Below are 19,056 nucleotides of genomic sequence, written 5' to 3'. Positions count from 1 at the left end.
GTGGCACTTCTGCGATCGATCTTGCTCTTGCGCTGGTGGAAGAGGACCTAGGAACCAACGCTGCCGCGGAAGCTGCGAAACATTTGCTATTGTTTCTCCGCCGATCAAGTACCCAACCACAATTGAGTACGACATTGCTGGCACAGAAATCCTCCGTCGGTTCGATCGGCAACCTCCTCGTCTGGATGGCGGACAATCTTGACAAAGACTTATCGGTGTCCAGTCTCGCTCGACGAATGGCGATGAGTCCAAGAAATTTCGCTCGGTACTTCGTCCGCGAGGTAGGTAGGACCCCGGCGCGCCATGTAAGCGAGTTACGTTTAGAGGCTGCGCGCCGGAACCTAGCCGATGAAAATCTCAGCTTGGGAGATGTCGCTAGGGTTAGTGGCTTTGGTAGTGTGGAAGTCTTCCGGCGACTCTTTACAAAGAGCTTTGGGGCCTCGCCCGGAAGATATCGTCTTCACCTGCAGGTCGGCACTTCTCTCCCCATCACCCAGGGGGACGACGAACCGCTGAACTCTGAACGGACCGATGTCTTGAGTCTGCCGGCCTGTACAGCTCAGCTCAATACGTCTGGAAGCAGCGAGCGGACGATGAACAGTGAAAGTCAGACCCCGAGATCGAAGTCTGTACCTGACGATGGAGAGTAATTGCATGCTTGGATCAGGAGATGGTGGGCATCTTCCAACTGAGATAAAAGACCGATTTCCAGCGCTAAACGTACTAGTCAACAACGCGGGAATTCATGTTGCAGCAAGTGACCCGCGAAAGCACTAACATCGTTTCCGTACGTATGGGCGGCGAGATTACCTCCATTCGTGATCAAATTTCGGGAATGAGATCCTTGGTAACCCACGCTGGCGACAAAGTTATTCGTCAGCGAATGCTCGAGCGTTAAGGTGTATTCAGGTTGTGGGGCATACTGAGGTTGGGGTCAATCCCAATCGTAGTAAACCCTCCTCCTACACGGCCGCCTTTCCCATCCAACGGAGCGCCCTCAAATGTATGGTCCGCCGCAGGACTGCAAGGGGAAGTTCGGTCGAGAAGACAAGTCTGCGCAAATGTATTCGTCAATAAGGGCGAAGGTGTAGTCAAGGGCAGAGTTCTCCTTACCGTTGCGATGAGCAACGCTCGAGACCAAGGAGTTTAGGAACCAGGGCACGAGCGGGTTCTCATCGAATCAACTACGGAGGAGTATTCTCCACCAACCATCAATACGGTCACAACTGCGACCATGATCCTTCTATGCGGACACCCGGCCTGTGCTGGGTGCGAGAGCGCCTACTCAGCCTGTCGGTCTGGCTTGCGCTGACCAGAATACATTCAGGCTGCTCTCAATGAGAGAACCTGCGGATACGGCTTTTGAGTCCGCAGGATCCAGTACATCCGAATCGCCAGCTTGCGTGCGGCAGCTACCTTGGCGACGATGAAGTGCTTTTGATGACAGCGGTGGGAGTACTCCTTGCGGAAGTCGGGATCGAAGCGAACGGCGATGTTGGCTGCCTCGACCAGAAGAAACCGCATGAGCCGGCTGCCCTGTTTCGTGATGCCGCCCATCTTCTGCTTGCCACCAGACGAGTGCTCTCGAGGGATCAGGCCCAGATAGCTGGCAACCTGCTTGCCTCGCGGGAACCGGCGGACGTCACCGATGGTCAAGACGAATGCCAGGGCAGTGATCGGACCAACGCCTGGCTGGCTCAACAGAAGCTGCACGTCAGGATACGGCAGAGCGACCTGCTTGACGGCCTCATCGAGCTGTTCGAGGTGAGCATTGAGGATGCCGACCAGATGAAGCAGATCGCGCCTTCGACGATCTGCCCAGGGATCGAGCGATAAGGCTTGCAGCGCAGCTCGGCCTTCTGTGCTCCAGAGCTTCTGCTTCTTCTGCATGCCTTGGTTGAGCATGAGATGTTGCAGCTCGTTCTTCAATCGTGTCCGTATCTGAACCAGCTTATGGCGGTGAACCAGCAACTGACGGTGATCCCGCATCTCCGACCCGGGAACCCAGATACGAGGGAACCGCCCCTCGATCAGGAGCTTCAGAATGTGTCCGGCATCTCGCCGATCCGTCTTCTGCTTCCGTACATAGCTGGCACGAATCTGGGCCGCATCTCCGGCCCACACCTCATGGCCAAGTCTCTCCAATAACTGAACAAACCACTGATCGTTGCCGACCGTTTCAATGCCCACAAGCGCGGGCGATGCTATTGCTCGACAGAATCGCTCCGCTTCACCTGACGCGTGCATCAGCTTGTGCTCCGTCGTCGTACCACGCTCAGTATCGAGCATGGCAATCTGCTGAAAGCTTGGATGGAAATCTCAACCTATGAAGATCATCGGGGCTCCTCCTTCCCGCCGACCCTGGTTCCTAAACCAACCAGAGTCTAGAGGAAAGTGCTGAATCGTCGACCTTATCTAATCAGTCTTTGATGGAGAAGAATCCTCCCGGCCATTATGAGTTGCAATCTCTTCCCTATTCTCATCGTCCAGTTTCGACACGCAGACCTTTGATCTCCGTTCGATTAAGAAGACCTGTATCCACATCGCTCACCCGCACGGTGAACGCCTAGTTCCAGATGACACATACAACATGTTCTATCGTGACGACCTCGAACTTACTCGCCTTGGCCCACTTCGCAATGAGGTGAAGGCCGTTCGCCAAGCGGCTCTATTGCAAAAACTCTAGAAACGCTCATCTGCATACTAGCCGTGGGCTCCTTGCCCACGCCCCACCTTAACATCTTGGGGCATGAAAACGTCTTTGCAACAGAACCGTAGAGATCAGTAGCCAGGTTCAGACCGAGGGCAGAAACTTCATCAAGCTCATACGGCCAAGAATCTCACGATATCGGACAGACGCCGCGCATAGCACAACCAGCTCAACCCTTTTGGGTTCCAATCTAGCGACGGGCTAATGTGCGAGCTTTCAGTCACCGTAAAAGGAACAAGAAAGGAATTTGTTATGAACTCAAGATTTATCATGCACGCAGCTTTTGTTTTGGTACTGCCGACCGCCTTCGCCATGGCACAAAGCACGCAGACGGAACGCCACTCGATTCAGGAGCGACAAGCGCGTCAGCAAGCCCGCATTAACCACGGTGTAGCCGACGGTCAGATTACTCCTGGAGGAGCCGCTAGGGCTGACCGCAATCAGGCTAAAATTGCAAATCAAGAGACACGGATGCGAAACAGAGATGGAGGCAATCTAACGGCCACCGATCGGCACAGGCTCGCCAATGAACAAAACCGTACCTCACGTGGAATTTACGACCGCAATCACAACGCTGCCACTGACCCGCGCGTGACACCACAGACCGTTTCCCCCTCTCGCCCCCGCTAGGCTCACAGCGCTGCCAATCTGGATGTCGTCATTCAGGTTGGCAACACTCAAGCAGCGTTGGATGAACGTTGTCGTAGCGTCTCGAGTTACGTACTGCGTTTCGAAAATCGCATATGGAAGTCGGCGTCCGATCTTTCCGCATAATTTTCCAAGAGACCTGCCCGATGCGGTCTAAATGGCATCCTGACGCGGGCACGTCTGGGATCGGTCAATGCCGTGTCGCCAGTCGTAACCACGGTGGAGTGGGTCGAGGCCATGGTAAGCGGGATAAGAACGCAACAAGGCCAACGCTTTGAAGGGGCGGCCCTTCCGACAGTCCCTGAAAGGCACGCTATCCAAGCTCAATCGAACAACGCATTCTTAGCGTCGCGAAGGTTGCCGACTTGGTTTGTTATGCATGCTCGATGCAGGCAACGGCAACCACCGGCTCCGCTCTTCGGGTTGAGGGCGGAATCGTCGAGTCAATTATCTAGGCGCACTCAACTCTGTATCCGGGTTGGTTCACCGTACTTCGGAAACAAACCATTGTCATAACGTCGTGAAGGAGAACAGTGCTTCCTTACATAGGGCAGGAACTGCTTGCAGTATTTCTCGAAACCTGCACACATTTTGAGCGCACCTTGAAGGGAGTGTGGCGCGAGCGGTTGATGAGCCTTCTCTCTGAGAGAGGCTTACGCCGCAGGTCGCGGCTTGTGACCGCCCTCCCGTCAACAATGGGCAGGAGCAGACATGTACTACTCCGCCTTCACAGACCGGTTGACCGGCGATCATAGTAGCAGGGATGAAGCAACACAAGGGCGCAAGCTGAGTGTTTTGACAGCAATGACTTGCCACAAACATAGACCAGGAGGGGGTCGTTCTTGAGAATGTACCAATGGATTGTCATCAGCATAATTGTCTTCCTAAGCTCAAACAGCTTCGCTGAGCCGAAATCCAAAATCACCGTCAAAGTTATGATCGTCTCGATGTTTGGTCCGGAAGGAGAGGTGTGGCGCTCGCACCGGGTGCTAGATAGGCTTACGGTGGTGCCTGGTCTCCTGCCCGCCGACTCAGCTGTACACTGCGGCCGTGATGGGGTGTGTCAGGTCACCACTGGGATGGGTTACGCCAATGCCGCCGCGTCGATTAGTGCCCTTATTTACTCACGGCAATTTGATCTTCAGAAGACTTATTGGCTTATTGCTGGCGTCGCTGGAATAAACCCAGCTCGTGGTACCCTCGGCACTGCCGCCTGGGCACACTACTTGGTAGACTTCGGTCTTCAATGGGAACTCGACAAACGAGATGCTCCAGCTGCCTGGCCAAGTGGATATCTTGGCATCAACACAATGAGCCCAGCTGAGAAGCCTCAGCTAATTTATGGGACAGAGGTGTTTAAACTCAATGACGAGCTGGTGAATCGCGCTTTCTCCCTCTCTGAAAGTGTGAAGCTTACCGACAGCCCTAGCGCTCAGAAAGCACGAGCTGTTTACGGTTATGCTCCTGCTAATGCGGCACCTGCCGTTGTCCAGTGCGATACGCTTTCAAGTGATACCTGGTTTTCTGGAACCCATCTGACTGAACGCGCTGATGTATGGGCATCGGAGTTAACGGACCACCATGCCGTCGCCTGCACCAGTCAGCAAGAGGATAACGCAACCTTTGCGGTTCTGATGCGGGCGGCTGGAGAACACTTGGTGGACACAAACCGTGTGGCTGTGCTCCGCACAGGTTCAGATTTCGATCGAGCTCCTCCCGGCGGAAGTGATGCGAGTACTCTCCTCAATTACCAATCGGCTGGAGGCTTCGAACCCGCAGTCATGAATCTTTACCTCGCAGGCAACACGTTGGTGCAGGAAATTGCGGGACATTGGTCAGCTTGGCGGCGTGGAGTTCCGCCGCGATAGGACCCCGCTTGATGTTTCCTAGAAACGATTTCTGAGAATCACCTGCTGCGAACGAAGGTAATGTGCAGCGAATGTAACTGAAAATCGGACATGACGGAATCAATCTGCCATTCCACGTCTACCACGTAAAGCGGAGAAACGCATGACCCGGTTCTCTCTGTGTCTACTCATAACGTTGCGGAGGACATATTGGCTGACGCTCTAGTTGCTCATTCCCAACTTCGCCGCATTCCATCTCACCTTTTGTGACTGGGGGTCCAATGGGCGTACTTACGGACGCTCTCCCGAAACCAGCCATGCAATGGTTGCTCGGTGAGTCGTGGGTGTCAGACCATAAGCTAGGCACCACGAATCGAGTCGCTTGGAGCCTATCGGCAGCCACGAACTCAACTAGGCGGGAATCATCTGCTTTTTGTCCATATGTGGTGCTTCCTCCCAGTTTTGGGCGATGTCCAAACCTAGATTTCGGCGAAACTCTGATGTGGCCACGAATGTGCGCGACCACACACAAGGCGTGCCAGAACGAGAGGGAACGCTGAGCCTTCTGCAGTGGCTAAGCGCGCTGAGTCTCCATTGAACTGGCGAGTTCCAGGGTCACTCACAATCAGCATGGTGTTGCACTTGTGCACCACTCTAGAGAGCGCAGAGAAGTAAAAAGTAAAGAGGTGATGATGTCTACACATAGGCTGCCCGGAGCCGTGAATCAAGCTACCGAGCGAAGTTTCGTTTTCTCGGAGAAAAATGCAGAGGCAGACGAGATCGATCGAGTGTGCTGGTCGGTGCCGTTTCGCTTTGCTTTTTGTCTTCTATTCTTGTTTCTTCTTCTGTCCGATGTAGTCATATTCTCACCTCTCTCAATCATTCCGTTCGTAGGCGATGCGATCAGTAACGGAATCTCTTTTGTGGCATTTCACGCCGCGCAATGGACCGGTGTGCATGCGTTTCATCTCAGCGGAATTGCAATGGAAGCGCACCCGACTGACTCGCGCGATACGGCGCTCAACTGGATTACGCTTGGCCTGATCCTTTGCGCTTCCGTGTTCGGCGCAATTGTTTGGCGTGTGTTGGATAGGCGTCGACCGCACTACCAGACCGCGGCTGCTTGGCTACGTTTCTTGTTGCGCATGTTGCTCGTGTTTCTCATGCTTAGATATGGGTCAGGCAAGGTGTTCCCGTTGCAGATGAGCCGACCATCACTGGCGGTGCTGAATGAACCGCTGGGACAGAGTTCACCGATGACTCTGCTATGGACCATGATCGGTCTGCACCCGTTGTATCAGATTCTCTGTGGGGCGTTCGAGATGCTCGCGGGCGTTCTACTCTTCTTTCGTCGGACTGCTTTGCTCGGCGCGCTGTTGAACGCTTTCATCATGTCTAATGTCTTGCTCTTTAACCTATTCTTCGATGTTCCGGTCAAGTTAGGGGCTGGTATGATCCTCCTAACGACAGTTGCCGTGATCGCGCCGGATCTAGGGTCGCTGTACGAGTATTTTTGGCTCCATCGGATGACGGCTCCCACCGGCATTTGGGTCCCAGCGCTGGAACGACGAGAGTTCAGAATCGGGACGCGTGTCATTGAAGTGGGTTTCGTGCTCCTTGCAATCTATAATCTCGTCCCCGGTGCGTACACGATGGCCAAACAGGAAAGCCAGAACGTGCGGCATCCCGGTGCGCTCACCGGCGAATGGCGCGTCGACTCCGATGTGCTCCGCCTGGACGGTCACAATGTCGATACTCCCGTCCTGACAGCAGAAGGATCCCCCCTGACAGCACTTTACCTCGAACCGGATGGCCGTGTGATGGCTCGATCAAGCGACGGTAGGTTATGGCGTGCCGGCATACAGGTTGATCCTCAAAAGCGAACCCTATCTCTTTACTCGGGGTGGTTTGAGGGAACTCGTTTTCAAGGGAGCTACCTCTTCGCCCAACCAGACCCCAATCATCTTGTTCTCAAGCCGTTCGGTGACAGCGCTGGGATGCTCGGCACCCTCACACTCAGCCGGGTTCCTCTGCCGGATCATTATCCTTTGCTCGACCGCGGATTTCATTGGATAAACGAGTGGGCACTGGAGCGCTGAGAGCGTCCGCGACTGATCAAGGTAGCAAGGCAATTGTTATAGTAGGTACGACGGGTGTCCCTGACCGGGTAGAAGCGGATCTACGTCTACTCAGTTTTCGACCCGTCAGACTACAGTGATCTTCAGACTCGCCCATTCCGTCTGGTCGAAACCTCTCACTTTCATACGGGAACTGTTCTGATAGCCTGCCTGCTGCTAATGTCATTTGGCGTTGAAAAGTGTGATGGAGGAGGTGCGAATCGTTGCGTTCGGCCAACATTATAGGCTCCGGCCCTAACGGACTGACAGCAGCCGTGACACTGGCGCTAGCGGGAGTCCAGGTGTCGGTTTTCGAACGCAATGTCCAGCCTGGTGGGGCTGCGGCGACCGGGGAGCTCACCCTTCCTGGCTTCCTCCATGACATCGGTTCAAGCGTTTTTCCACTCGGAATCGCGTCACCGGCCTTTCGCGCGCTGCAACTCGAAGAGTGTGGCCTCGAATGGCTTCAACCGGGTGTTCCCATGGCTCACCCTCTCGATGACGGCTCAACCATTACTCTCGAATCCGAAGTCGAGTCAACCATCTCGCAGTTCTCAGCACACGACGCTCGAAACTATCGATTGCTACTTGGCCCGACAATCCGTGCGTGGGAGGATTTAGTCGACGATTTTACGCGTGGCTTGTTGCGCGTCCCAAAGCATCCAGTTGCGATGGGCGTCTTCGGTATCCCGGCACTACTTCCTGCACAAGTTTTAGCTCGGCTCCTCTTTCGAGACGAGCGGGCCCGAGCGCTGTTCGCTGGATGCGCTGCACATTCGGTAATTCCCTTCACGAAGGCCTCGAGCTCCGCCGTTGCTCTCGTTATGCTTGCCGCGGGCCACACTACGGGCTGGCCCATCGCACGTGGTGGAGCCGTGAGCATCAGTCGCGCACTCGTCAATCGCCTTACTGAACTCGGCGGTAAGCTGTACACCGGAGTCGAGGTGACTTCGCTTACAGGACTTCCGCACTCCGACATCACACTCTTCGACACGTCAGCCGAGTCTATGGCCAGCATATCGGGGGGCGCTCTCTCCTTGGCATTTCGTCAGCGAATAACACATTTTCGTCCCGGTCCCGGCATCTTCAAGATCGATTACGCCTTGCGGGAACCCATTCCCGGGCGAGATCTTGCGTGTCTGCGGGCCGCTACAGTACATCTTGGCGGGACGTTGCCTGAGATTGCCCGCTCCGAACATGATGCGTTCTATGGCCGCCACAATGAGCGACCTTTTGTTCTCGTCACGCAACCTAGTCTCATAGATTCAACCCGATCACCACTTGGCAGACACACGGCGTGGGCATACTGCCACGTTCCGTATGGATCAGAGCGAGATATGAGCGCATCCATCGAAACCCAAATTGAGCGTTTCGCGCCCGGTTTCCGCGATGTCGTTCTCGACCGCTGTGCCTGGAATACGAGAGCGTTAGGACGTTGGAACCTGAACTTAGCGAAGGGAGACATATCGGGTGGTGCCATGACGCTGAAAGGGATGCTTGCACGGCCGACCATTCGTGGACACCGAACCTCTAACGCTCGTATCTACCTTGCCAGCGCATCCACCCCTCCAGGTGGTGGCGTGCACGGAATGTGCGGCTATCTCGCAGCGTCGGCAGCACTGGCCGATCATCGGCCCCGCTGAGGATGTCGACGGCGGCCTGTCAGGCGCGCACTCTCTCGCCAAATCTACTACGAAGTTTCTGCTCGAAGCGTCGGAGCCTGACTAGTCCAAGCGGTGGGCGGTTGTTGCAGGTACTAAGCGACTTTAGGTTCGCTAGTGCGCAGCCTCCAGTCGCGAATCATCACGTTCATCTCAGAGCCTTCGCTCAAAAACGGGCTGTCCAATCGGCGGAAACGCTCGCCGCATCGTATAGCGCGAAGACAAAAGAACTCGCAATAGCTTGACTAAGCTTTCCTCAATAGGAATTAGGAACTCGTGCGACCCCCTCTTAAACAACTGGCTCGAGTTGCTATTGGACCCCAACACCAAACGTAAATATCGTGCGCTCAGGCCTCAGACTATGCATGGCCAACTTCCGACAAAGGCGTTGTCCGGGACTGATCTAGGCATGGTTCGCTCAGAGCCGCCGTCCAGTGACAACGAAAGCTCTTGTCGGGAGACGGATGACGCCATCCTCTCCGGCATAGCTTTGGAACGCATCCTGTAGCGCAGCGTGCAGTTTTTCTGCCTCAAGAGGGGTCAACGTGGCATAGCCTGGAAAGCCCTTGAACATAGGGTGGCATTCACTTACGACGTCTACCGAGGAGAACGGACTCCAGTCCGCTGTCACAACCTCGACCTGGACGTCGCTGCAGCCCGCAGCTCGCACGTCAGCGCGCAGTGCTTCTTCCGTGAAAACAGGGAACATGTCGGCAGGCCAAAGAACCCGGGCGGGAAACAGAGTGCTGAACACCCGTTTCATAAGGTGAGCCGGAGAGCAATCGTCCCTTTGAGTCCACATCGAAAGGTTGATCCGTCCTCCGTGCCTCGTGACACGGATCATCTCGGCTAAGCCAAGCCGCCACTTCGAGAACGCAAGCACCCCAAAATTGGATACTGCTATGTCGTAGCTAGCGTCCCTCAGGTTCAGCGTACTGAAGTCCATGATCTCCGCCCGGCCACGTTGGCCTGGGCCCAAACGTTCACGTATTCGGTCGATCATGGGCGCGCTCACGTCTGTAGCAAGCACCCTTGCTCCACGCTCGGCGGCAACAAGGGCCAATCCACCGGTGCCAGCGGCAATATCTATAAGGTCGAGGTTTAAGATCGGTTGCAACGCATCGAGGATGTGGATGGCAAAGGGTTGCGTGGTTCGCTCGCCCATCTTCTCATAGAGGCTTATGGGGCTGCTTGCCTTTTGAGTAGACTCGTCTCGAGTGCTCGGTGTCATACTGACGATAGAGGCGTGACTCGTCCTCGCGGAGGTCATCTTCTTTTCATCGCTCATGTAAACTTCCCTCCTTCATAGTTGCACAACTGCAGGTAGAAGATCTGTCGCAGCGTCAGTCGGACCAAGATGAACTCGGTTCATCAGGCTAGCGTTAAAAGAGCGGTATACGTACCTCGTTAGTCGCTAGCAGGGAGGAACTAAACTGGATACTATCCCCAGATCCATCCTACTCATTGCAGCACTATCTACTCAAACCCAGCGCTCAGTGAGTGCTTCATCGATGGGGCCATACTGCAGTCCGCGGCGCGATGCGCTGATGTGCTCATATTCGATGTGGCGCTTCAACGTCACTGGCGCTCGCGACAACGGATGCCCAAGACGAACTACACCCACGAATTTATCAATGAACAGGCCTTAAACTTTAACTTCCGGCCCTCGAAGTTTTATATCCCCAACGTCGAGATCGATAATGCCCTCGCGCAACGGCCCGATCTCTTCAGTTCGTTGAGCAAGAAACTGCAGGTTGATCTTGCAGGCTTTCTTGCGAACCTCTCTAAGGATTGCGGATGCGAAAGTCCCAACGAGAGATTCCTCGGCACGAATTGTGAAGCTACGCTCCGCCCGGTCAGTGGTACTGCTCGGGCTTGGATCAAGGACTGTGCTTCCTGAGCGTGCGCACGTACACGAGCACGAGCCTCCAACGCCTTCGGCGTGGGGACAAGTCCTCTACCTGCCTGAACCATGATGGGGTCGCCCACTTACTTGCGGATGCGTAGCAACGCGGAGCTCATTGCAGGGACGCTCACGTTCATACGTTCCCCTGCCTGTGTGACGCTACTCTGGTTTGAGGATGAACAAATGAAGCGCTTGCAAGCACGGTATAAAGTGTTGTCCCGGTTCAAACACGCTTTACTTTTCTCCACCATCTCTCTTGTCGCGTGGACCTCGGCCTGCGGACAGGCCTCCATTTCTGTGTCAGGCGGCAGGCTTCAAAGAGACGGTCGTCCGTGGACTCCTCACGGGGTTGTACAGATTGCCTTTGTCGCACCTCCCGCTGCACAACAGGGCGTATTCACCGAAGCGTACCAACACTACTCGCCTTCGGATTACACCGCCATGCGCTCATACGGGATCGACTCAGTGCGTATTCAGATTTCACAACCGGGACTCGACCCTCAGAATCCCTTGTTCACCCCTGCCTTTCGTTCGCAGGTCATCGACGCCGTACACGCGGCTCGAGCGGCTGGGCTCATCGTGATGCTCAGCGTCCAGGATGAAGAGCAGATTGGCGAGAAAAAAGACAGAGTCGCGTCGCTGCTGAACGACGCCACCCGTCGTGTATGGGCTTCTCTTGCCCCTGTGTTCGCGAGAGATCACGGTATCATCTATGAACTCCTCAATGAACCGGATCTGCCCCCAAACCCCGAAAACTGGCGCAAGTGGGCTCACGAGATGAACGCTACGCTCAAGGTCGTTCGCGATGCCGGAGCTTCCAATGTCGCGATAGCCGACGGTCTGCTCTTCGCCGAGAGGTTAGGAGGTGCACCAGCGCTGCATGATCCTGACGGACAGGTAGTCTACGCATCACACCCATATGCCCATCGTGCTCAAGATCAGACGGCGCCTTCATGGGAAGTTCGGGGACTTGGCACGAACGCACGCCGTCGTTGTGACCGAGTGGACGACAGTGCCCAAGTATTATTGCGACCTGGGTACCCCAAAATACGCGGAGGAGTTTCTCCGCTACCTCAATGGGCGTGGCATCGGCTTGATGGCATACGGCTGGGATATTTCAGGGCCGAAGTTTGGCAGTACTTTCCATGTTTTCCGCCCCAGATCAGCGCGTTTGAAGGTTTGACATGTGGAGAACCGGGCTTTGGACCCGGCAGGGCAGTCGAGCGATTCTTTCAAGGGCGGCTTCAACCATGAGTTCGTCCTTGAGCGCTCGCATCCTGTATAGCGTGCCAGCTTTTCACGTGCCCGTGGGCCACCGTGGCCCGGATGATCCTGAGCTTTCCTTGTGCTCTCTTCAGACAAATTGTGGGACCGCATACGAGCGGCGAGGAGCAAGGAGATACAGCTGCACTGTTCTTCGCACTGCACCCGCAGGAATGTTCAACATTTAAAAGTGTCGGTCGCGCATAACCCTGTCTGTAAGCATTCGCGCTTCGACACTACGAGGAGGAGAAATCTTGGCGGAAAAAGAAATCATCACAATTCTGGACGGTCTCACGCTTGAATCGTCGTTTCAAGCCGGTCTTCAAACTACACCTGTTGCGTCTTCGTAGAGACGACACCACCAAAAGGTGGACCGCCGCCACATAGCACCTCAAAGAGGAAGAGATCTGTACGGTTCTTGAAGGGGAATACGAGTTCTACAAAGATGGCGCAGGGATTCCGATGACGGTCGGTCGATCTATCCTTTCCACGCGGAACACCTACCATGCCTTCCGAAATGTAGGCGAAACGGCTGGCCGAATGATGCTTACAACGAATGGCGGCGGAATCGACGACTATTCTCGCGCGATCTCCGGCCTAAAGCTTCCAGAAGACCTTAAACGCATGACCGAAATCAGCGATCATTATGGCTACTTTTACTTCCCCTCGCCCAAGGCGGAGAACTCCTGAGCACCGCCGTAATCTGCGTGCAGACAGTGAGACATCGATGGTGACAGAGCCTGCTGCTTTTGAAGCTTTAACGAAACCACCCTCACAAGAAGCACCGAGCCACACCGTCATCGTTCCTGCTAGTGTTGGATTGCCTCGGCGATTCAGCGTCGACTCAGTTATCTCGCTAGCGGGAGGGAGATCACTGGAAAGTTACGAATCACCGCGAAAGAACCACTTCAAGTGGTTTGATGAGCAGAGGCGCGTGTATATCGATGCTCCACCCGCGCCTGCTCGTCTACGGAACAACTATTCGAGCACGGCAGAAGGTGTCCCCGTCGTGAACCAGGTTTGAACGAGTTGACCCGGTCCAACACCATCGTCGATAACGGCTTCTCCAGTCTGCGCATCGATATGGCAAATGGGAGTGCCCGCAGCCGGAAAAGACGTTACCGTGCTGTTTGGAAAGTTCACGCGGATGCTGCCGAAGTTCGGTCCAGCCCAGTCCCATGTCGTCGCGACGAGTCCCACACCTCGCCCCTGCAGGTATTGCAGGAAGGCCACATCGGCGGTCCCTGTGATGTTGTCGCAGTAGTAGCCATTTCCCCACTCCGTGACCATCACGGGGTTGGTTGCTGCAAAGTTTCCGAACATCACGTTCCACCCGGTTCCAGCAACGACGTTCCCGTTCGCGTCTGTTCCGGCGGCGTTCTGATCCTGGTAGTTGTGCGCGTATGGGTGAGAGGCGTAGATCACCGGGCTTACTGTGTCAGTGAGCGGAAGCGCACCGGTAAGCTCTTCGGCATGCTCCAGACCATCGGCGATGAGCACGTTCTTTGCTCCCGTGCCCCGGATCGTGGCAATGAGTGCGTTCATCGCGGTTTGCCACTGCGTCCAATCGGCGGCAGGCGGTGGGCCTTCGCGAGTAACACCCACAAAAGGTTCGTTGTAAATCTCAAGCAAAATCCCGGTGTCCTGCCCGATCCAAGGAGCCGTCGTCAGCAAGTTCGTCCATGCACCCTGTGCCCCCCCAGCCGGAAGTCCCGACTCATTCGTTTCGCCGGTTTGCGCCTCGTCCTGATCGGAAAGGATAACGGTCAAGCCCGCGGCACGCGCAGCTTTCGCTGCGGCTATGACATTGTTCGTGAACGTCTGTGATGGATAAATACCCTTGGGATCAATCCCCGTTTGTGCAAACTGTATCCGTACAGAGTCCGCACCCTGCTGCACCATCTGCGCGTACTCCGCCGAGGTGTAGCTTTGCGCAGCAGTCAGAAAGATCTGCTTCGCTCCGTCCGCACTGGTATACCCCGGCGGCGACACAAACGCCACCTGCTGAAAGGCATGCGGGATCCACGGCTTTCCATCGCGGGAGATCACCTTGCCAGAAACCGAAATGAAGCCGGATGCCTGTATGCTGGATGCAGCCGTCGTGGCGCCTCCAACGGGACTGCAACCCAACAGCGCAACCAGAGTGGCAGAGAGAGTCACCGCTGCCAACACAAGACTCGACGTTTCCTTCATTGCTTGCCAACTTTCCGCGCCTGGAGCAGGCCTCAAAAATATGATGCTGCTCAAACGCGATGTTTGAGGCTCCTCCCTACGGACCTCGGACATTTGGCAGCAACAGGCGTCTTTGTGGCCGGATATTCACCATGGCAGCTGCTACGTCTTCCGATGACGACACCCCCGTGTCTAGGAGCGCATCCAAAGCAATGAGGAGATTGGCGTCGAACTGTTGCATACAACGCAAGTGCACAAGGCCATCAGCGTTCCTAGTTTACGTCGTGATGAGGAATCGGCTCAGTTATGTTGGGCCTTGATTATTGTTGGCTGACGCCATTGCCACTCGCCCGGAAGAAGCGAGCAATAGGTTCAAAGATCAGAGGGGATCTATTTGCTGGGGATACCGAAACTGTTCTCATGAACGGCATTATCGCTGCCACAATGACTCCGACCCCGCCGATTAGAATGCGAGCGCCACATATGAGCAAAAGCTTGTACGATTTTTATTAGAGAGTGCATGACGGACCAGCCGAACAGATACCCGGAGAAGCGCACTTTTGCGATGTTCACGCTGGTGTATCACCGGGGGCGGCTTCAGCCTGGACTCAATACCTACTGGGATGAAGGCACAAAGTTCGCGCGTTCCTACAACCATAAAGCATTTCGTATGCAAAGCCCGAAGAAGCTCTGTTCCAGAATGATCACAACGATCGGCAACTGGGTGAGCAGTAATCCGCTTCCATAAAGGTAAGAGAGAAGCTGAGAGCTTAAGGTCAGTGGACTATCGGAACAGCCAAGATGGCCCAAGACCATCAAATCCACTTTTCCAGCCGTAGGAGCGCCCACCATGATTGATGTTCGCCTAGGAATTGCCCACATGCGGCTACCGCGACGGCTGTCCAAAACAAAAAGCTTAAGCTCGCGTATCGGGCCCACTGGCGATACAGTCATTGATCGACAGGTAGTCCTATGTCATCCGATGCCTATTCTGCCAAGGCGCGTTGGAGAATCTTCGGGGCGAGGAATTCCAAGACAATATCGCCAATAACACCTGAATGAGGAAACCTCTCAATAAATCGAGCAGTTTCGGCAGGTGAGAATCGGACAAGATGCGGCCGAATACGGCCATATCGTCTGTACCTCGACACACCGTTGTCGGATTCGCTCATCTAGTCTCACAGATGCTGCTATTTGTTGCCGCTCAAACCGAGCCGTCAAGACGTTTCGGAAAGCGGATTGGGTGTGGCGGCTTCAGTGGCTATTTGGTCGAGTTAAGTCGGGTAGTCGAGTTAAGTCGGTTAAAGGGCCGAAGATCTCTTGAAAGGTGGTTCTATGAAGTCAAACACTGAAATGGCGCTGTACGTTGAACAGAAGGGAGACAAGGGAAAGCCGTGTCTCCTTTTCCTGCACTACTGGGGCGGAACACATCGGACATGGAACAAGGTGATTGGTGAGCTAGGAGACTCTTTCCACACGGTTGCGTTTGACTTTCCGGGGTGGGGAAAATCAGATGGCGCGTCGAGTGACTATTCGATCACTTCCTTGGCCGATGGCACAACGGAGTTGATCAAGCATCTCGGGCTTTCCAGCTTCATCCTTGTTGGCCACTCAATGGGCGGAAAAGTCGCACAGCTGTTGGCTTCCCGCCATCTGGAAGGGCTCGAAGGCGTGATTCTCGTCGCGCCTGCAACGCCGTCTCCCTCACAGATGCCCGACGAAGCTAAAGAGCAACAGATTCACGCATACGACAACCGTGATACAGCCCTTCAGACCATCGAGTTTCTGACTGCACGGATGCCCGATTCCAAAACCATCGAGCAACTTATCGAAGACAGCTTGAGTGGAGTTCCCAAAGCAAAGCTGGCATGGCCAACCATCGGCATGTCGGAGGACATTTCAGCAGAAGTTCCCAAGATCGCCGTACCTACGCTGGTGCTTGCGGGAGAGCTGGATCGACTTGATTCTGTAGAACAGCATCGCCACGAGATTATCGCAAGAATTCCGGGGTCAACACTTGAGATCATTGCGGAGAGTGGGCATCTCTTACCGATTGATCAACCAGTGCGAGTCGCGAAGGCGATCACAGATTTCGTCGAGACGCACGCAGGACGCTCTATCGACTGACTCTTCCACGCCAGCGCAAGAGTCGAGTTTCGCTGGTGTGGAGATGTTTCGGACCGGTTCGCACCTCAAAGGGCCGGTTCGGGGCAGATCCTTTTCAGCTAGCTCCGGCTCCGCCTCTCCGCCGTAAGCGCCCGTTCCTTACCGTCTTATGAAGAGATGAGAGTGGATGCGGTCGTCGTGAGCCAGTATGAGCAGCGGTATGCGGTTCGGAACTCCGGTATAGCATTTCGGATCTTGGATCGATAAAATTTGGATGCGAAGGGAGCCACAGATGAACTGCCGGCTGATATGCTTAGCGCTCTTGAGCTTCAGTTTAATGGTCCAAGCTCAGGACAACACGGTTTTGATTCACATTAGGCTTATCGATGGACGTACGGGGCTTCCAATAAGAGTCAAGGAAGTTGGCCTGGAGGATCGCGCAGGCTACCGTGACATCTCAGTCAGGCAAGATTCCTCGGCGTTTGCTGAGCTAAAGATTAGTCGAGACACTATCATCCTTACCCACAACACGCATGAATATGTCAATTGCGCAGACGAACGTGGAGGCCTGATTCCGAATTCCTACAGGATCAGCGAGGTCGTAGCTAATGGCATCGTTGAACCTATTGTGCCGCCCAATCGTTGCACTAAGACTTCCAGTTCTGCGAAGCCGGGAGAGCTGATCCTCTTCGTGCGGCCTTGGGAGCCGGGAGAGGAATTGTAATCGGCGCCTCGCTCCCTTGCCGAGAAGCGCCTTTATTCTCACTTGAGATCAAGCGAGATCCATCTGAGTCTTGTAGAAGTTCCATAACAACAGTTGCTGTATGCGGTTGATCGGGAAATCAGCGGTCTTTTCCAGGATGTGCCGGAGGTAGAGTTCCGGATCGAGGCCATTGAGCTTGGCTGTACCGAGCAGCGAATAGATCGCAGCCGACCTTTGGCCGTCGGCGTCCGAACCGCAGAATAAAAAGGTTTTTGGTCCCAGAGCCACGGCACGCAAGGCCCTTTCGGCTCCAGAGTTGTCGATCTCGATCTGCTCGTCGTGAAGATAACGAGTCAGCGCACGCCAACGTGAGAGCGCGTAGTGAATCGCCGCCGTATCAGACTTGCGCGAAAGACGTGCAAGTGTCTTGTGGAGCCACTGATGCAGTTCGTCGATTTAAGGCCTGGCTCGTGCCTGTCGAACCTCACATCGCAGCTCAGCAGGCTTGCCGCGGATGTCGCGCTCGATCTGGCAGAGAGCGCCGATGCGTTCGATTGCTTCGTTGGCAATCGCCGAGTTGGTGGCCACATGGATATCGTAGAGCGTGCGCCGCACGTGAGCCCAACATGCGGCTTCGATGATCCTGCCGCCTTCGTAGATGTGATGGAAGCCAGTCTTCCTTCAGGATGCCGCTAAACTGACTGAGATGTAGCTTCGGATGCTCGCCCTTGCGATCGGGCGAATAGGCTGGCGGTGTGTCCATGCCTGCTGGACGATCATCGCGCATATAAGTCCAAAGTCGAGCAGTCTTGGTCTTGCCTAATCCCGGAGCCAGGACCGGAACCGGCGTGTGGTCAGCATGAATCTTGGTCGCTGCCGGAACGTGCTTATAAATCTGCTCGACCAGTGGATCGAGAAGATGGCTTGCTGATCCGACCCAGTCCTGAAGACGACGCTTACCCTGCGATCGTTTTCTCAGAAGCAGTCACAATGCCCTGGCGGTTACGATCGGTTGGTAATAGCCACTCGCCTTGGGCATATGCCACTCGATATCTGTGAATTCCGCGAGCCGGAGTGCCTCTCCGAGTTCCGCTCGAAGGAGACACCGATATTGAGATGAAAAGTGATGAATCCCCCATTTGTGATTTCGCTGGAGAGAGATGTATTGGTGCACATCGTAGCGATCGTCTCCTGTCCAGTCCCAGATCTGATGGACGATCCGGCGTTCTCCAGAATCACCGAAGAACGACGGCCCTTGGAACTTTGGGCGTGTGCGAATTAGTTCGTCATAGTCTCTAATGCTGGCAATAAAGAGCCCACCGTCACGGAGAACACGTTTGAACGAATGGGCGGCACCAGCCAATTGATCGACAGAGAGATGAGGTAAAGCGTTGTCAAATGCACCAACAACATCGAAATGATCAGAGGAGAATTCCTCCAGGCTTGTCATGTCCGATACGCGGAACTCTACATCAAGTTCACGCTTCGCTGCCTCATGTCTGGCGCGCTGTACGGCTTCATTGCTGAGATCACTTCCAGAAAGCCGGTGGCCGATCGCCGCAAGTCCCAAAACTTGCGTCCCAATGCCGCAAGCACAGTCGAGGATCCTCAAGGATGAAGTACCAAGCTTATACTTGATCAGAGCATCGACGATGTGAGCTTGTCGACTGATTGCCTGATTCCAGTCTTCGAAGATCAGGTGGTAGAAGTCAGCCATGGAATCATAGAACTGTTCAACCTCACTAGACATGCCTCGCACCGCCTCAACGTTAACTTCATTATCTCGAAATTCTCGATAGCCCCCCTCACGTCGCTAGACGACGTATACGTTTGGGCTGTCGAGCCTGACCTATTCTGAGGACATCCGCCGTCAATCCCAGATCTTCTGGCCGGAGTCGTAGCAATTTGCGTCAGATCTACGCT

Annotated in this window: 13 protein-coding genes and 3 pseudogenes; 10 read left to right on the top strand and 6 right to left on the bottom strand. The window is 54.8% G+C overall.

Translation table 11 applies throughout. From position 1 onward, the window contains the following. Nucleotides 1-650, top strand: a 650-nt coding sequence (locus GRAN_RS25050; protein WP_128915796.1) for a GlxA family transcriptional regulator, incomplete at its 5' end; no start/stop codon positions are given. A 673-nt stretch (nt 651-1,323) separates the two neighbouring features. Here GRAN_RS25050 and GRAN_RS25045 read toward each other — a convergent pair. Further along, nucleotides 1,324-2,301: pseudogene (locus tag GRAN_RS25045) on the bottom strand (IS110 family RNA-guided transposase); the annotation flags it as partial. Nucleotides 2,302-4,206: 1,905 nt separating this feature from the next. On the opposite strand from GRAN_RS25045, the gene GRAN_RS25030 reads away from it, so the two are divergent. The 4 genes and pseudogenes from GRAN_RS25030 (at nt 4,207) to GRAN_RS26550 (ending at nt 8,965) form a co-directional block, all read left to right on the top strand. Continuing rightward, nucleotides 4,207-5,226: a purine-nucleoside phosphorylase gene (locus GRAN_RS25030; protein ID WP_128915801.1), complete on the top strand. Its 1,020-nt coding sequence runs from the start codon at nt 4,207-4,209 to the stop codon at nt 5,224-5,226. A gap of 698 nt (nt 5,227-5,924) precedes the next feature. Beyond that, nucleotides 5,925-7,304, top strand: coding sequence for a hypothetical protein (locus GRAN_RS25025; protein WP_128915793.1), 1,380 nt, complete (start codon nt 5,925-5,927; stop codon nt 7,302-7,304). A 242-nt stretch (nt 7,305-7,546) separates the two neighbouring features. Next, nucleotides 7,547-8,269 (top strand): annotated as a pseudogene (locus GRAN_RS26865) (phytoene desaturase family protein); the annotation flags it as partial. A gap of 390 nt (nt 8,270-8,659) precedes the next feature. After that, nucleotides 8,660-8,965, top strand: coding sequence for a hypothetical protein (locus tag GRAN_RS26550; protein ID WP_241655145.1), 306 nt, complete (start codon nt 8,660-8,662; stop codon nt 8,963-8,965). A gap of 436 nt (nt 8,966-9,401) precedes the next feature. Here the strand turns inward: GRAN_RS26550 and GRAN_RS25015 are convergent, their stop codons facing one another. After that, on the bottom strand, nt 9,402-10,271 hold the full coding sequence (locus GRAN_RS25015) for a class I SAM-dependent methyltransferase (RefSeq protein WP_128915791.1): 870 nt from the start codon (nt 10,269-10,271) through the stop codon (nt 9,402-9,404). Nucleotides 10,272-11,072: 801 nt separating this feature from the next. Here GRAN_RS25015 and GRAN_RS25010 point away from each other — a divergent pair. From GRAN_RS25010 to GRAN_RS26545, 3 genes and pseudogenes are all read left to right on the top strand, one after another. Beyond that, nucleotides 11,073-12,143: a cellulase family glycosylhydrolase gene (locus tag GRAN_RS25010; RefSeq protein WP_161571183.1), complete on the top strand. Its 1,071-nt coding sequence runs from the start codon at nt 11,073-11,075 to the stop codon at nt 12,141-12,143. Nucleotides 12,144-12,557: 414 nt separating this feature from the next. Then, a pseudogene (locus GRAN_RS27265) lies at nt 12,558-12,686 on the top strand (cupin domain-containing protein); the annotation flags it as partial. Between the two features lie 6 nt (nt 12,687-12,692). Then, on the top strand, nt 12,693-12,842 hold the full coding sequence (locus tag GRAN_RS26545; protein ID WP_241655143.1) for a hypothetical protein: 150 nt from the start codon (nt 12,693-12,695) through the stop codon (nt 12,840-12,842). Nucleotides 12,843-13,130: 288 nt separating this feature from the next. Here the strand turns inward: GRAN_RS26545 and GRAN_RS25000 are convergent, their stop codons facing one another. Further along, entirely contained in the window at nt 13,131-14,345 is a 1,215-nt protein-coding gene (locus tag GRAN_RS25000; RefSeq protein WP_161571182.1) for a cellulase family glycosylhydrolase, read from the bottom strand. A 499-nt stretch (nt 14,346-14,844) separates the two neighbouring features. Between GRAN_RS25000 and GRAN_RS24995 the strand changes: the two genes are divergently transcribed. Together GRAN_RS24995 and GRAN_RS24990 are read left to right on the top strand one after the other, a co-directional pair. Next, nucleotides 14,845-15,072 (top strand): hypothetical protein, encoded by a 228-nt coding sequence (locus GRAN_RS24995; protein WP_128915787.1) that lies wholly within the window; start codon nt 14,845-14,847, stop codon nt 15,070-15,072. 587 nt (nt 15,073-15,659) lie between these two features. After that, nucleotides 15,660-16,451, top strand: a complete 792-nt coding sequence (locus tag GRAN_RS24990; RefSeq protein WP_114210288.1) for an alpha/beta fold hydrolase — start codon at nt 15,660-15,662, stop codon at nt 16,449-16,451. A 751-nt stretch (nt 16,452-17,202) separates the two neighbouring features. Here the strand turns inward: GRAN_RS24990 and GRAN_RS27260 are convergent. From GRAN_RS27260 to GRAN_RS24975, 3 genes are all read right to left on the bottom strand, one after another. Then, complete coding sequence (locus GRAN_RS27260; RefSeq protein ID WP_421800893.1) at nt 17,203-17,580, bottom strand: IS66 family transposase; 378 nt, start codon at nt 17,578-17,580, stop codon at nt 17,203-17,205. Nucleotides 17,581-17,629: 49 nt separating this feature from the next. Continuing rightward, nucleotides 17,630-18,028 (bottom strand): IS66 family transposase, encoded by a 399-nt coding sequence (locus GRAN_RS27305; RefSeq protein WP_479680607.1) that lies wholly within the window; start codon nt 18,026-18,028, stop codon nt 17,630-17,632. A 90-nt stretch (nt 18,029-18,118) separates the two neighbouring features. Next, a complete protein-coding gene (locus GRAN_RS24975) occupies nt 18,119-18,883 on the bottom strand; it encodes a class I SAM-dependent methyltransferase (protein WP_128915786.1) in 765 nt (254 codons plus the stop codon). Nucleotides 18,884-19,056 lie beyond the last annotated feature (173 nt).

Origin of the sequence: Granulicella sibirica (genome assembly GCF_004115155.1) — a bacterium.
Classification (GTDB): Bacteria; Acidobacteriota; Terriglobia; order Terriglobales; family Acidobacteriaceae; genus Edaphobacter; species Edaphobacter sibiricus.
Note: the sequence above shows the minus strand (reverse complement) of the source record. Positions and strands in the feature narration are given on the sequence as shown.